Genomic DNA, 13402 nt, shown 5'->3' on the forward strand with positions numbered 1-13402 from the left:
GCGATGCCTGCGCCGAGCGACCGGCCCGATTGGGAGCGCGACGGCGCGGATTGGCCGAATCGGGACGCGAGCCGGTTCGTCCGCGCTTCGGACCTCACCTGGCACGTGCAGGAATTCGGTCGATCCGATGCGCCGGTTCTCCTGCTCCTGCACGGCACCGGGGCGGCCACCCATTCCTGGGCCGGCCTCGCGCCGCGACTTGCCGATCACTTCCGGATCGTCGCCCCGGACCTGCCGGGCCACGGCTTCACCGATCCGCTGCCGGCCGGACGCCTGTCCCTGCCCGGCATGGCGAAGGCGATCCGCGACCTGCTGACGACCCTCGACGTCACGCCGGACCTGGTGGTCGGGCATTCCGCCGGAGCGGCGATCCTGGTGCGGCTCTGCCTCGACGGCTTGGCCCCGCGCCTGCTGGTGGCCCTGAACGGCGCGCTGACGCCGTTTCCCGGTCTGGCCTCGGTGCTGTTTCCCGGTCTTGCCCGGATGCTCTTTCTCAACCCCATCACCCCGCGGGTCTTTGCCTGGACCGCCGACCGCCCGGCGGTGGAACGCCTGATCCGAGGCACCGGCTCACGGCTCGACGCGCGTAGCCTCGACCTCTACCGGCGCCTGTTCCGCCGGCCCGGCCATGTGGCCGGAGCGCTGGGCATGATGGCGAACTGGGACCTCGCGAGCCTCGACCGGGAGATCACCCACTTGAGCGTGCCGACCCTGCTGCTGGTCGGCGGAGACGACAAGGCGATCGCCCCGGAGACGGCCTTCGCCCTCAAGGACCGGCTGCCGAACGCGCGCGTCCAGTTGATCCGCAACCTCGGCCACCTCGCCCATGAGGAGGCGCCGGACCGCATCGCCGAGGCGATCCTGACGGCCTTCGCGGGCGAGACCCGGACGGGCTGACCTACGCCAGACCGACGGGAGCGCGCCGGTGCCACGTGGTCGCCGACTGGTAGGCCTGCCCGATGCGCAGGGCCATCGCCTCGTCGTAGCCCCGGCAGGCGATCTGCAGCGACAGCGGTAGCCCGTCCGCGGTGAACCCGTTCGGGAGCGCCAGGGCGCATAGGTCGAGGAGGTTGCCGAATCGGGTGAAGCGCGAGGGCAGATGCCCTTCGTCGACGCTGGCGAGAGGGATCGCCGGGGTCTCGGTGGTGGGAGTCAGAAGGGCGTCGAACCCATCCATCGCCGTTAAAAACTGCCGCTGGAGATCGCGTCGCCGATGCTGGGCGCCGAGGTAGTCCTGCGCCGTAACGCTGGCGCCCGCCAGGATGCGAGCCCGGACGGCGTCTCCGAGCGGTGCGTCCGGGTCTTCGGCGAGCGCCCCGTTGACGAAGTAGGCCTCCGCATTGGTGATGGCGCTGGCCTGCGCGGTCACGAGGTCGGACAAGCGGAAGGGCAGGGCGATCTCCACCACCTCGGCGCCGAGGCGTTCGAAGGTCGCGAGGGCGTCGTCATAGGCGGCGAGCATGGCAGGCGCGACGCCCGTGCGCTCGGCCTCGGGCATCCGCGCGAGGCGCAGGCCGCGTACGCCCCGGCCGAGATCCGGCATCGGGTCGGCAGGCGCCACGCCGCGGGTCGACGGATCGAGCGGGTCGGCGCCCGCGATCGTCCGGTACAGCACCGCCACGTCGGCGACCGAGCGCCCGAGGGGGCCGGGGGTATCCAGAGTGGTGCTGAACGGCACGATTCCATACGTGCTGACGCGACCGACCGTGACCTTGAGCCCGGTCAACCCGCAGAACGCGGCAGGCAGGCGCACCGATCCGCCCGTGTCGGTGCCGATCCCCCAGGGCGCCAGGCGGGCGGCCACGGCCACGCCGGTCCCGCTGCTCGATCCACCGGGTGTGTGGGCCACCGCGAGGTCCCAGGGATTCCAGGGCGTGCCGAGGTGCTGGTTGGTGCCCCAACCGCCATAGGCGAACTCGACCGTGTGGGTCTTGCCCAGCACGATCATGCCCTGGGCGATCAGCCGCTGGGCGATGGTGGCGGTGGTTTGCGCGCGTCGGCCCCGGTGAGCGGCCGAGCCGCCCATGGTGATCCGCCCGGCGAGATCGATCAGATCTTTCAGGACCACCGGCACCCCGTGCAGGGGGCCGACGGCATGGCCGGAGCGGATCGCCCAGTCGGCCCCCTCGGCCGCGAGGCGCGCGTCGGCGGCATAGACGTCCGTGAAGGCCTGGAGCTTGGGCTCGTGCGCGGCGATCCGGGCGAGATGGGCCTCGACCGCCTCGACGGGCGAAAGGCGACGGGCCGCGATGGCCTCGGCGAGCGCCAGGGCGGTGAGATCGGTGGGGTCTGACATGAGACGCCTATGGAACGCTGACGAGGGACAGATCGAGGAACCAGGACTGGGCGGAGACGAAGCCCTTCACGCGGGGCGACATCGCGCGCGGGTTGCGGTCGTGCACCACGTAGAGCCAGGGTGGATCGTCCACGAGGCGCGCGTGCGCGGTGCGGGTGGCCTCCGCGATGACGGCGGGATCAGTCGATTCGGACAGGCGCTGGAGCGCGGCGTCGAAGGTCTCGTCCCGCCAGTTGGGAAAATTGAAGCCGCTCGGCGGAAAGCGGTCGGAGGAGAAGTAGCGAGCCATCACCCCGGCATCCGAGGTGGGCGAGCTGACGTTCAGCGCCATCGCCCCGGACAGACTCGGCGCATCCGGCAAAGCGCGGGTGGCGTTGAGGAGCACCTGCCACTCGACCACGTTGAAGCTGACCTCGACGCCGCAGGATTGCTTGAGATTTTCCTGGAGGAACTCATTCATCGGCAGGGGCAGCATCTGGCCCGACCCCGAGGTGGAGATCATGACCGGGAAGGCGAGCGGCTTCTTCGGTCCGTAGCCCGCCGCGGCCAGGAGCGATCGGCCCTTCTCCGGATCGAAGCCGTAGCGGTTTGCGGGCGCGCCGAAGCCCGGATCGTCCGGCTTCAGCCAGCCGATTGCGGGCTCGGCGGTGCCGTTGAGGAAGCTCACGATGGAATCGCGGTCGACGCAGTAGTTCAGCGCCTGCCGAACCCGGACATCGCGAAACGGGCTGTCCTTGGCGCCGATGTTGTAGAACCACGGCCAGACATGCGGATACGACCCGGTGGTAACGGTGAAGCCCGCGGATTTCAGTGACGGGATCGCATCGGCGGCCGGAACCTCGATCCAGTCGACTTGTCCCGACCGCAGGGCCGCGATCCGGGCATTCGCCTCGGGGATCGGCATCAGCCGGATGCGATCGAGCTTCGCGCGGCGACCCGCATCCCAGTAACCGTCGAAGCGCGCGAGATCGACCGCCTCGCGGGGGCTGACCCGGGTGATCCGGAATGGCCCCGTGCCGGCAGCCGGCAGCATCGCGGTGCCGGCCCAGGTACGGCCACCCTTCTCGAACGAGGAGGGCGCGGTCATCAGCAGGTAGACCATCATGTAGGGAAAGTACGATGCCGGGATCGTGGTGGTGATCGCGACGGTGCGGTCATCGACCTTGCGGTAGCGATCGATGATCGGCACCCGCGTCCGGGTGATGCCGGCTGCCGCCACCTCGTACTGGGGCGCGTCGGCCTTGAAGTAGCGATCGAGGTTCCACACCACCGCATCGGCGTCGAACGGCGTTCCGTCGTGGAACGCGACTCCGTCGCGCAGGTGGAAGAGCCAGGTCCGCTTGTCGTCGGCGGCCTGCTCCCAATGGTCCGCCAGCCCCGGCCGGAGGGTGGCCGGGCGGTCGGCCCGGGTCAGATCCCAGGAGACCAGCCCCTCGAAGATCGGGTAGCCGAGGAAGCGCAGGCCCTCGAAGCCGTTGTTCGGCATGCCGGTCGTGGTCGGGATGTCGGTCGCCGTCATGGCGATGCGCAACAGGCTCTCGGCCTGGGCAGGAGAGGCGAACGCCCCGAACGACCCGAGCGCCATGGCGGCCAGCGCCGCCCGGTTTCGACGCGTCATCGTTTTGCACCCCGTGGTGTTGCGGCGGATCATCGGCCCCTCGTCAGTTGCGCGAGGACGGGGCGTAGAAGGGCTGGCGCGGAGCATCCGGCAGGTAGCCGTCGTAGAAAGCCTTGACGTAGGGCGTGACCGCGCGCCCGAGTTCGCGCCGGGCCACCTCCTCGGGCGTGCGCGGCCTGCCCAACGTCTCGGCGATCTCGGCCAGGACCGCGTCGCGATCGACCTGGGTGAACCGGCCATCGGCGTAGACGATCTTCCCGTCGACGAAGACCGCATCGACGGCGCCGGTCTTGGCCCGCTGCATCAGCGCGTCGAGGAGGGGAATGTCGGTGTCCTGGTAGGGATAGGTCGCCCGGTCGTAATCGATCAGCACTGCGTCGAAGAAGCGGCCCGGATCGAGCCGGCCAATGCTTTGGCCGAAGGCGGTGGTCTTGGCGCCGTGCTCGGTCGCCATCCGCAGGACCTGCGGGCAGGTCGGCACGTCGTCGTCCATGCCGGGGGTGCGGTGGGCCCGCAGGACGAGGCGCAGTTCCTGGAGCATGTCGCGATCTTCGTTGATCCCGGCCTCGTCGAGGCCCATCCCGACGGTCATGCCCTTGGCCTCGTAGAGGTTGAGGGGCGCCACGCCGGAGCGCAGGCGGAAATTCGACGAGCAATTGTGGCAGATGCAGGTGCCGGAATCGGCGGCGATGTCGGCATCCTCCGCCGTCAGCCAGACACCGTGCCCGAGGGTCAGGTGCGGCCCGAGCACGCCGAGGTCGTGGAGGTGGCGCACGGCCGTCTTGCCCGTCCGGCGCCGGGCGTATTCCTTCTGATAGGCGGTCTCGAGCAGGTGCATATGCATCGGCACCCCGTGCTTGCGGGCCGCCGCATCGAGGGTCTGCAGGGCCTCGTCGCTGCACCAGTGCAGGTTGGCGGGGGCCAGCTGAATCCGGGTCAGGCGCTCGCCCTCGTTCTCGGCCTTCAACGTCTCGAACAGGGTCATGAAATCGCCGAAGGGCATCGACTGCGCCTTGAGATGCGCCATCAATTGCCCGGCGATGGGCTGGGGCAGGCGCTCGCAGAAGGCCTCGTCGGCCTCGTAGACGAGGCGGTTCTGCTCGCGCACGGCGTAGCAGTAGGAGGCGCGCATCCCGATCTGGCGATAGGCGCCGAGCACCTGGGACGCCGCACCGTGGACCTGCTCGTAACCACCCGCCATCCAGCCGTGAATGTGCTGCACGGTGGTGACGCCGGAGGCGAGCATCTCGAAGGCCGAATAGAGCGTGTCGAGCCCGTGATCGACGCGCTTGGCGGCGATCCGGGTGGCGAACCACAACTCCAGGGCGTGGTCGGGCGAGCCGAGCTGCAGGGGGGTCAGCCCGACATGGTGGTGGCTGTTGACGAAGCCCGGCAGCATCACGTGGCGCGGATAACGATGCGTGACCGCGTCCGGCGCCTTGGCGCGCAGCGACTCCGGAGGGCCGACCTCGACGATGACGCCATCCCGCACCAGCACGGCGGCGTTGTCGTGCTGGATGGGGGTATGGCGGTCCTGAACGCCGGTGATGACGGTGCGGGCCTCGACGATGATCTCGGTCATGCTGATCCTTCGGACGAATGAGGGTGGAGGTCGCGGACGTGGACGGCGCTCAGCGCGCCTCCTGCTCCGCGAAGGCGCGGTCGACCTCGTCGGCGAGGAGTTCGCCGAAGCGGTCGCGCAGGTCGTGGAAGCGCGGATCGCGGGGATTGCGCGGCCGGGGCAGGTCCACCGGCACGATGGTCTTCACGCGACCGGGACGGGCGGTGAACACCACCACGCGGTCGGCCAGCGCGATCGCCTCGTCGATGGAATGCGTGACGAGGACGATCGACGCGCCGCTGTCGCGCCAGATCTGCAGCAGGAAATCCTGCATCTTCGCCCGGGTCTGGACGTCGAGGGCGGCGAAGGGCTCATCCATCATGAGAACCTTCGGCCGCATGGCGAGCGCCCGGGCGCAGGCCGCGCGCTGGCGCATGCCACCGGAGAGTTCGTCCGGCTTCTTGTCCATCATGTCGGCGAGGCCGACCCGCCGCAGCATCTCGGCGGCGATCTCCCGGCGCTTGAGCTTCTGCACGGCCCCGATGGCCAAGCCGAAGGCGACGTTGTCGAGAATGGTCAGCCAGGGGAACAGCGAGGCGTCCTGGAAGATCAGGCCGCGCTCGGCCGACGGTCCCGTGATCGGCAGGCCATCCGCCGCCATGGTGCCGGCGCTCGCCGGTTCCAACCCGGCGATCATGTAGAGCAGGGTCGACTTCCCGCAGCCGGACGGCCCGAGGAAGACCACGAATTCGCCCGGGAGGATGTCGAGCTCGATGTCGCGCAGGGCCTGGACCGGAGATCGACCGGCGGGCGTCCAGGTCTTGCCGACGCCGGACAGGCGCACGGCCGGGCGGCGCGGCGCGGCGCGTGGAACCGGAGCGTTCATCGGCCACCTCCCTGGGGGGCGATCCACCACAACATGCGGGCCTGGATCTGTCGCAGGGCCCAGTCGAAGCTGAAGCCGAGAAGGCCGATGATCGCCATGGTGAAGAAGCTCAGCCGCGCGTTGAAGGTCGAGCGCGCCAGCGACACGATTTGCCCGAGGCCGCTTCCGACGCCCACCGCCTCGGCGATCAGCACCACCATCCAGGCCGCGAACAGGTTGAGACGCAGGGTCATGAACAGGCCAGGCAGGATCGCCGGCAGGACCACGCGGAAGAAGGTCTGCCGGGAATCCGCCCCCATGATGCGGGCGACGTTGAGGTAGGTGACCGGCACGGCCGCGATCTGCGCGCTCGTCGTGAGCGCGATGGCGAAGAAGAGCGTGATGAAGACGAGGAAGATCGCCGGCACGTCGCCGATCCCGAAGACGAAGATCGCCACCGGCAGCCAGGCCACGGGCGAGATCGGCGCCAGCAGCAGGACCGTGGGCAAGACGAGATTGCGGAACAGCCGGATGTAGTGGAGGAGCGCCCCCACCAGCACGCCGCCGACGAAGCCGAGCACGAGGCCCACCGTCACCCGCATCGTCGTCCACCCGATGGTGGCCAGCAGCGGCATCACGCCCCCGCCGCCCCCCCGACTGCCGATGCGATTGGCCCGGTCGAAATATGTCAGGGTCCCGGGCAGGTCGGACAGGAACAGGTGTGGCGGCGGCAGGAGCAGCGGATTGAGGAAGCCGAGCGCCCACAGCGTCTCCCACAGGCCGGCGAACAGGCCGAGGGAGGCGATGCTCCAGCCGAGCGTCGCCAGAGCGGAGCGGAGTTGGGGGTATCGCGCTGGCGTCGGGGAGGGCACCGATGTGGGGGCCGTTTGGGCCACGCGCACGGGAACCGGCGCCACCGCGCCGAGGGAGGCATCCGTTGCTGCCATGAGGCTGCCTTTCGGGAGATCGGGAATCGGGTCCGGCATCCGGTCGGGTGACCGCAAGGTGCGTCAGGCCGATTTCAGCTTGAGCCCATCGTAGAGGGGCCGGTTCTCGGCGATGACCTGCTCCATGAGGCGCCAGTCGAAGGCCTCGCGGCCCGGCGCCTTCTTGACGTAGCCCATCTCCTTCATCGACTGGCCGCGCGCGATGATGAAGTCGGTCTGATTGCGCTGGTCGGTGCAGACCGGCTGCTTGGCGGAAGCATCGACTGCAGCCGCCATGGTGGTCTTGTAGTAGCTGCCGACGGTGTCCTTCAGGGCGGCATCACGATCGGACTCGATCTGGGCCTGTGCGGTGAACAGCGCCTTGATCACGGCCCGTACGGCAGCCGGATTCGCTTCGATGAACGGCGTCCGGGCTGCCAGAACACAGTCGGAATAGCCTGCGCCGTAGACGTCGGTTCCATCCGACAGGAGCGTGGCGCCCGTGCGCGACTGGAGGCACTGGGTCGCATAGGGCTCGATGTGGCAGATCGCATCGACCGCACCGGCGATGAAGGCCTGGGCCAGCTCCGGCGAGGTATCGAGATAGCGCACGTCGAGGTCCTGGAAGGTCAGGCCGGCCTTCTTCAGGTAATCGAACGGCAGCACCTCGAGCGTGTCGGCCTGGAAGGTGCCGAGGGTCTTACCCTTCAGGTCGGCGGCGGAACGGATGCCCTCCCGCGCCACGATCATGCAGCCCTGGACGCCGCCGCCGGCGACGATCTTCACCGGCGCACCGGCGTCGTAGAGGGTCATGAAATTCGAGTAGGGGATCATCGACATGTCGACGAGCCCGGCCCCGAACATCGTGGTGATCTCGGCATTGGAGGGCGTCACCACGAAGTCCAGCGTGACCCCATCGGCCTCCGTCAGCTTGCGCTCGTGGGCGAGGAACATGCCGAGGTTGCAGAAGCCGGAGCCGTGGGTGGCCTTGACGGTGGTCATGGCGCCCGCGGCAGCGGCCGGCGCCATCAGGGCTGCTAGGTGGGCAGGCAGCGCGATGGCGGCGCCGGCGGTTCCCATCCCGCGAAGGAGGCCGCGCCGGGAAAAGCGTTGGAAGAACAGGCCGTCACGTTCGCACATGATGCTCTCCGACATTCGCAGAATGCGAAGATGCCGCGAACCCTCGGGTCTGCCGGACGCAGGACTGCATCGGGAGAAGGCATGATGCAGTCGGAGCGGGCAGCACCGTCCGGGACGGGCTTCCTCGGATGGGCACGCCAACCCATGAGAGCCAAAGGCTCTGCGCTGCCCGTGGGCCGACGCAAGGGCCGCGCCAACCGCCCAGGCTGCCGCGCTGGCCGCCGGCTTGGCGGAGGTGCGGAATTTGCTGGGCCGCCGATCGACGATACCGCGTTCCCTGCGGCACGTGATGGTACCGTGCGGCCCGAGCGGAATATCGGCTCGGCCCGGGACAGACCCTGATCACCCGCCTGAGACCGATGCAGCGAAAGAGCTTCCGATGCCTGATTTGAGCAGCCTGCTGGCCTTCGCCGCCATCGCCCTGGGGATGGCCCTCACACCGGGGCCGAACATGGTCTACCTGATCTCGCGGTCGATCTGCCAAGGCAGGACCGCCGGCCTGATCTCGCTCGGCGGCGTGGCCCTCGGGTTCGTCGTCTACATGCTGTGCGCGGCGTTCGGCATCACGGCCCTGCTGCTGGCCGTTCCCTTCGCCTACGACACCATCCGGATGGCCGGGGCGGTCTACCTGTTCTGGCTCGCATGGCAGGCGGTGCGACCGGGCGGGCGTTCGCCGTTCGAGATCCGGACACTGCCCGAGGACAGCCCGCGCCGGCTGTTCGTCATGGGATTGCTGACCAACCTGCTCAATCCGAAGATCGCCGTGATGTACCTGTCGCTGCTGCCGCAATTCATCGATCCGACGAAAGGCAGCGTCCTCGTCCAGGCCCTGGTGCTCGGCACGGTGCAGATCGTGCTCAGCCTCTCGGTCAATGCCGCGATCGCCGTATCCGCCGGTGCGATGGCAACGTTCCTGACGCGCCGACCGTCCTTCGCGATGGTCCAGCGGTGGGTGATGGGAACGGTGCTGGCCGGCCTCGCGGTGCGGATGGCGAGCGAAGCCCGACGCTGAGGGAAACGACCTGCGATTCCCGCAAGGATGGTCCGGATCGCGTGGAGGCGATCAGGGCCAGACCGAAGTCCCAGCCGGCCTGTTACCGCGATGATGCCTTCGTCTCGGCAGACATGATCTCTCGCGGTCCACGCGCGTCCGAAGGCTTGCCGAGCCCGGCTTCCGTCTCACCCGCTTTGGCTTTCTGCCGTGACGCGGCCTCAGCAGGACGCTCGATCACCAGAACCGCACCCAGGGTGAAAAAACTGGCACCGAACGGCGCGGCAAGCAAAGACCACAGCCCTATGATCGGCCATGTCACTGCGACCGTTAATCCTCCGCCCAAAATCGCTGCGAAACTGAGAAAACCCAAGACACATCAACCGATTTGCGATCAGATGGCTGACCGGAGGCGAAGCGTATGCGCTGGATTGTTCTTGGAACACCGTTTGATGAATAGCAACAAGCCAGGATTCGTTTTGGTGATTACCCGTCTTGCCTGTAAAGTATTTATTCCTGACGCCCTCAAAACCTGATTTATCCTAACTTTTTTCGAGCCTCCGCTATTGGTCTGCAAAAAATTCTTTATTCAGGCCCGCAAAGACATGAGAAGGCTCTGCTGCGTTGCGGCTATAACTTCGGAACGGTGCCCCTGCCGCGCGCCGACCAAAACAGCCGAAAGTTGCGGTTCAATCAATTCGACCTGCGAAATCAAGGCTAAAGCTACATATAGACTTTTATACCTAGGCTTTTTACGAAGTCTTACGTTAACGTGATACAGTTTTGCAATATCGGGGCGTAAATTTTCGGTCCTATAACGTACCATCATCGCGACATGACGGTACGGAAAGCGGGTACATCGCGTCGATCACGCACCATCCGTATCCAGTCTCGATACGCGCAGGACTCACGTAAGGAACCGTGCCGCGAACGGGCGCTCGCACCGCGACGACCGCTGATCCCGCATCGATCCTCTCAAACAAAGGGGTGATCGACTCCCATCACGCAACGGTTCGAACCTTGCGCGTGAAACGCTGCGCGCGATCCGAGTGGACCTTTGGGCTGGCCCTGGCCACCTGCATTCCTCCGAGGGATTTCGCGACGAACCTGATGTTCTCCAACCGTCGCGTCCCATCCGTCCGCATCGGTATGATGGGCGAACCGGCCTCCGAACCGACAGGACGGTTTGGCCAAATCAGCGCTTGCAACGGACGCGTTCCCGCGAATAGTGTCATTCTATGTTGACACTCGCAGACTCACCGAGCCTCGCGACGACCCGGTCTCCGCGCCCGCACGCGGTGGTAATCGGCAGCGGCTTTGGCGGGTTGGCGGCGGCGGTTCGCCTCGGTGCGCGGGGCTACCGGGTGACGGTGCTGGAGCGGCTGGAGCAGGCCGGTGGCCGGGCTCGCGTCCATCGACAGGACGGCTTCACCTTCGATGCCGGGCCGACCATCGTGACGGCGCCGTTCCTGTTCGAGGAATTGTGGACCCTGTGCGGGCGGCGCATGGCCGACGATGTCACCCTGGCGCCGATGCTGCCGTTCTACCGCATCCGCTTCCCGGACGGCGCCACCTTCGATTACAGCGGCGATCCGGAAGCGATGCGGGCCGAGGTCGCCCGGTTCTCGCCCGAGGACGTCGACGGCTACGAACGGTTCATGGAGCGCAGCGCCGCGATCTGCCGGGTCGGCTTCGAAGATCTCGGGCACGTGGCCTTCTCCTCCGTCCGCGACATGCTGCGGATCACCCCGTCCCTGCTGCGCCTCGGCGGCCATCGCTCGGTCTATGATCTCGTGGCGCGCTACATCCGGGACGAGCGCCTGCGCACCATCTTCAGCTTCCATCCGCTCCTGATCGGCGGTTCTCCCTTCCGGGCCAGCGCCATCTATTGCCTCATCGCCCACCTCGAGCGCCGCTGGGGCGTGCACTTCGCCATGGGGGGGACCGGACGGCTGGTCGACGGCCTCGTGGGCTTGATCGAGGGGCAAGGCGGGACGATCCGCTACCGGGCCGAGGTGGCCCGCATCGACGTGGCGGCGGGCTGCGCCACGGGGGTGACGCTGACCGACGGGACCGCCATTCCCGCTGACATCGTGGTCTCGAACGCCGACTCGGCCGCGACCTACCTGACCCTGCTCGGCGGGGCGGGGCGATCCTGGCACCGGGCGAAGCTCAAGGCCTCGTCCTCCTCGATGGGGCTGTTCGTCTGGTACTTCGGGACGAACCGCAAATTCCCCGACCTCGCGCATCACACCATCCTGATGGGGCCGCGCTATCGCGAGCTCATCGCCGACATCTTCGTCCGCAAGGTCCTGGCGCCGGATTTCAGCCTCTACCTGCATCGCCCCACCGCCACCGATCCGCTCCTGGCACCGCCCGGCTGCGACGCCTTCTACGTGCTGTCGCCGGTGCCGAACCTCGCCGGCGGGCAGGACTGGTCGCAGCTTGCCGCCGCCTACCGGCAGGCCATCGCGGACAGCCTCGACGCCACCGTCATGCCGGGCCTGTCCGGATCGATCGTCACCACCCGGGTCACGACACCAGCGGATTTCGCCAGCGATTTTCTGAGCTTCCGTGGGTCCGGCTTCGGCCTCGAACCGGTGCTGACGCAATCGGCATGGTTTCGGCCGCACAACGCCTCGTCGGCCTTCAAGAACCTCTATCTCGTCGGGGCGGGCACCCATCCGGGCGCCGGGCTGCCCGGCGTCCTGTCCTCGGCCAAAGTCCTCGACACGGTGGTGCCGGATGCGCGTCTCTACGCTTGAAGCCGTTCGGTACGCCCCGGTGCGGGCGCCGCTTTGGGCGATTCCGCACGCGGATGCGACCGACCACGCCGCCTGCCTGGCCGCGATCCGGACAGGCTCGCGCAGCTTCTTCGCCGCCTCAGCCCTGCTGCCGGCCCGGGTGCGCCGCCCGGCCTACGGGCTCTATGCCTTCTGCCGCCTCTCCGACGATGCCGTCGACGACGCACAGGCTCGCGACCGGCCGGCGGCCCTGGCCCGCCTCGCCGCGCGCCTCGCCCGCATCTACGACGAAGCCCCCAGCGACGCTCCAGCCGACCGGGCGATGGCCGATCTGGTCGCGGCCCATCATCTGCCGCAGGCCTTGCCCGGCGCGCTGATCGAAGGATTGGCGTGGGATGCGCAGGGGCGTCGATACGAGACCCTGTCGGACCTGACCGCCTACGCGGCGCGGGTCGCCGGCAGCGTCGGCGCGATGATGACCGTGCTGATGGGCGTGCGCGACGCCGTCGTGCTCGCCCGGGCCTGCGACCTCGGCGTCGCCATGCAGTTCACCAACATCGCCCGGGACATCGGCGAGGATGCCCGGGCGGGACGGCTCTACCTGCCGCTCTCCTGGATGCGGGAGGTCGGCCTCGACCCGGACGCGTTCCTCGCCGATCCCGTCGCGAGCCCCGCCCTCCAGGCCCTGGTCGCACGCCTGCTCGCCGTCGCGGATGCGCTCTACGCCCGGGCCGAGGCCGGCATCCCCGGATTGCCCCTCGGCTGCCGGCCCGCCATTCGCGCCGCCCGCCTGATCTACGCCGAGATCGGCCGGGACCTGGAAAGGGGCGACCTCGACTCCGTCGCCATCCGCGCCCGGGTGCCCGGCCGGCGCAAGGCCGTCCTGATGGCCCGCGCCCTGCTGCCGCTGGCGTCCATCCCCGATCATACGGCCCCGCCACTCGCCGAAACCGCCTTCCTGGTGGAGGCCGTCGCGGCCCAGCCCGTGCCAGTGCCGCCGGCCTGGTGGAACGTGCCCGGTCAGGTCGCCCGGGTCCTCGATCTGATCGAGACCCTGCGGGAGCGCGAGGGCGCGGTGCCGGTCGGCCCGTGAGCGACCCGCTCTTTGCCGTCTTCGATATCGGGCTGGTCTTCGCCCTCGCCCTCGGGCTGGCGATCTGGCAGCTCGTAGTCCTGAAGCGCAGCATTCGGCGCGACCGTGCCGCCGCCCTGGAGAAGGCGGAGGCGTCTGAGCGGTCTGGAGACCGTTCAGACTGACCGG

12 protein-coding genes are annotated in these 13402 nt (G+C 68.3%); 5 read left to right on the forward strand and 7 right to left on the reverse strand.

Annotation, left to right across the window (positions count from 1 at the left end; translation table 11 throughout):
* Nucleotides 1-3: 3 nt before the first annotated feature.
* Entirely contained in the window at nt 4-897 is an 894-nt protein-coding gene (gene bchO, locus ASF57_RS02265; RefSeq protein ID WP_056186473.1) for an alpha/beta fold hydrolase BchO, read from the forward strand.
* 1 nt (nt 898) lies between these two features.
* Here bchO and ASF57_RS02270 read toward each other — a convergent pair whose 3' ends face one another.
* The 6 genes from ASF57_RS02270 to ASF57_RS02295 form a co-directional block, all read right to left on the reverse strand.
* Nucleotides 899-2296 (reverse strand): amidase, encoded by a 1398-nt coding sequence (locus ASF57_RS02270; protein ID WP_056479459.1) that lies wholly within the window; start codon nt 2294-2296, stop codon nt 899-901.
* Between the two features lie 7 nt (nt 2297-2303).
* Nucleotides 2304-3914, reverse strand: coding sequence for an ABC transporter substrate-binding protein (locus ASF57_RS02275; RefSeq protein ID WP_056479461.1), 1611 nt, complete (start codon nt 3912-3914; stop codon nt 2304-2306).
* Between the two features lie 43 nt (nt 3915-3957).
* A complete protein-coding gene (locus ASF57_RS02280) occupies nt 3958-5496 on the reverse strand; it encodes an amidohydrolase family protein (RefSeq protein ID WP_056479464.1) in 1539 nt (512 codons plus the stop codon).
* A 49-nt stretch (nt 5497-5545) separates the two neighbouring features.
* Nucleotides 5546-6361 (reverse strand): ABC transporter ATP-binding protein, encoded by an 816-nt coding sequence (locus ASF57_RS02285; protein ID WP_056479467.1) that lies wholly within the window; start codon nt 6359-6361, stop codon nt 5546-5548.
* Nucleotides 6358-7287, reverse strand: coding sequence for an ABC transporter permease subunit (locus ASF57_RS02290; RefSeq protein WP_056480179.1), 930 nt, complete (start codon nt 7285-7287; stop codon nt 6358-6360). Before ASF57_RS02290 ends, ASF57_RS02285 begins: the two co-directional genes overlap by 4 nt.
* A 63-nt stretch (nt 7288-7350) precedes the next feature.
* Nucleotides 7351-8406, reverse strand: a complete 1056-nt coding sequence (locus tag ASF57_RS02295) for an ABC transporter substrate-binding protein (protein ID WP_056480183.1) — start codon at nt 8404-8406, stop codon at nt 7351-7353.
* A gap of 379 nt (nt 8407-8785) precedes the next feature.
* Between ASF57_RS02295 and ASF57_RS02300 the strand changes: the two genes are divergently transcribed.
* Nucleotides 8786-9418, forward strand: a complete 633-nt coding sequence (locus ASF57_RS02300; protein WP_056479471.1) for a LysE family translocator — start codon at nt 8786-8788, stop codon at nt 9416-9418.
* 82 nt (nt 9419-9500) lie between these two features.
* Here the strand turns inward: ASF57_RS02300 and ASF57_RS25345 are convergent, their stop codons facing one another.
* Nucleotides 9501-9770 carry a hypothetical protein gene (locus tag ASF57_RS25345; RefSeq protein WP_156375918.1) on the reverse strand — a complete coding sequence of 90 codons (270 nt, stop codon included), beginning with the start codon at nt 9768-9770 and terminating at the stop codon, nt 9501-9503.
* A gap of 865 nt (nt 9771-10635) precedes the next feature.
* On the opposite strand from ASF57_RS25345, the gene ASF57_RS02305 reads away from it, so the two are divergent.
* From ASF57_RS02305 to ASF57_RS25350, 3 genes are read left to right on the forward strand one after another with little or no spacing between them, the layout of a single operon-like run.
* A complete protein-coding gene (locus tag ASF57_RS02305; RefSeq protein WP_056479473.1) occupies nt 10636-12162 on the forward strand; it encodes a phytoene desaturase in 1527 nt (508 codons plus the stop codon).
* 19 nt (nt 12163-12181) lie between these two features.
* The gene (locus tag ASF57_RS02310) at nt 12182-13234 is read left to right on the forward strand and encodes a phytoene/squalene synthase family protein (RefSeq protein WP_244476775.1); all 1053 of its coding nucleotides are present in this window, start codon (nt 12182-12184) and stop codon (nt 13232-13234) included.
* Nucleotides 13231-13398 carry a hypothetical protein gene (locus tag ASF57_RS25350; RefSeq protein WP_156375919.1) on the forward strand — a complete coding sequence of 56 codons (168 nt, stop codon included), beginning with the start codon at nt 13231-13233 and terminating at the stop codon, nt 13396-13398. The genes ASF57_RS02310 and ASF57_RS25350 overlap by 4 nt, the downstream gene beginning before the upstream one ends.
* Nucleotides 13399-13402: the final 4 nt, after the last annotated feature.

Origin of the sequence: Methylobacterium sp. Leaf117 (genome assembly GCF_001422985.1) — a bacterium.
In the GTDB taxonomy this organism is placed as follows: Bacteria; Pseudomonadota; Alphaproteobacteria; order Rhizobiales; family Beijerinckiaceae; genus Methylobacterium.

Coding starts and splice junctions, on each gene's coding strand:
- bchO (WP_056186473.1), top strand. CDS start 4: ATGCCTGCGCCGAGCGACCGGCCCGATTGGGAGCGCGACGGCGCGGAT.
- ASF57_RS02270 (WP_056479459.1), bottom strand. CDS start 2,296: ATGTCAGACCCCACCGATCTCACCGCCCTGGCGCTCGCCGAGGCCATC.
- ASF57_RS02275 (WP_056479461.1), bottom strand. CDS start 3,914: ATGACGCGTCGAAACCGGGCGGCGCTGGCCGCCATGGCGCTCGGGTCG.
- ASF57_RS02280 (WP_056479464.1), bottom strand. CDS start 5,496: ATGACCGAGATCATCGTCGAGGCCCGCACCGTCATCACCGGCGTTCAG.
- ASF57_RS02285 (WP_056479467.1), bottom strand. CDS start 6,361: ATGAACGCTCCGGTTCCACGCGCCGCGCCGCGCCGCCCGGCCGTGCGC.
- ASF57_RS02290 (WP_056480179.1), bottom strand. CDS start 7,287: ATGGCAGCAACGGATGCCTCCCTCGGCGCGGTGGCGCCGGTTCCCGTG.
- ASF57_RS02295 (WP_056480183.1), bottom strand. CDS start 8,406: ATGTGCGAACGTGACGGCCTGTTCTTCCAACGCTTTTCCCGGCGCGGC.
- ASF57_RS02300 (WP_056479471.1), top strand. CDS start 8,786: ATGCCTGATTTGAGCAGCCTGCTGGCCTTCGCCGCCATCGCCCTGGGG.
- ASF57_RS02305 (WP_056479473.1), top strand. CDS start 10,636: ATGTTGACACTCGCAGACTCACCGAGCCTCGCGACGACCCGGTCTCCG.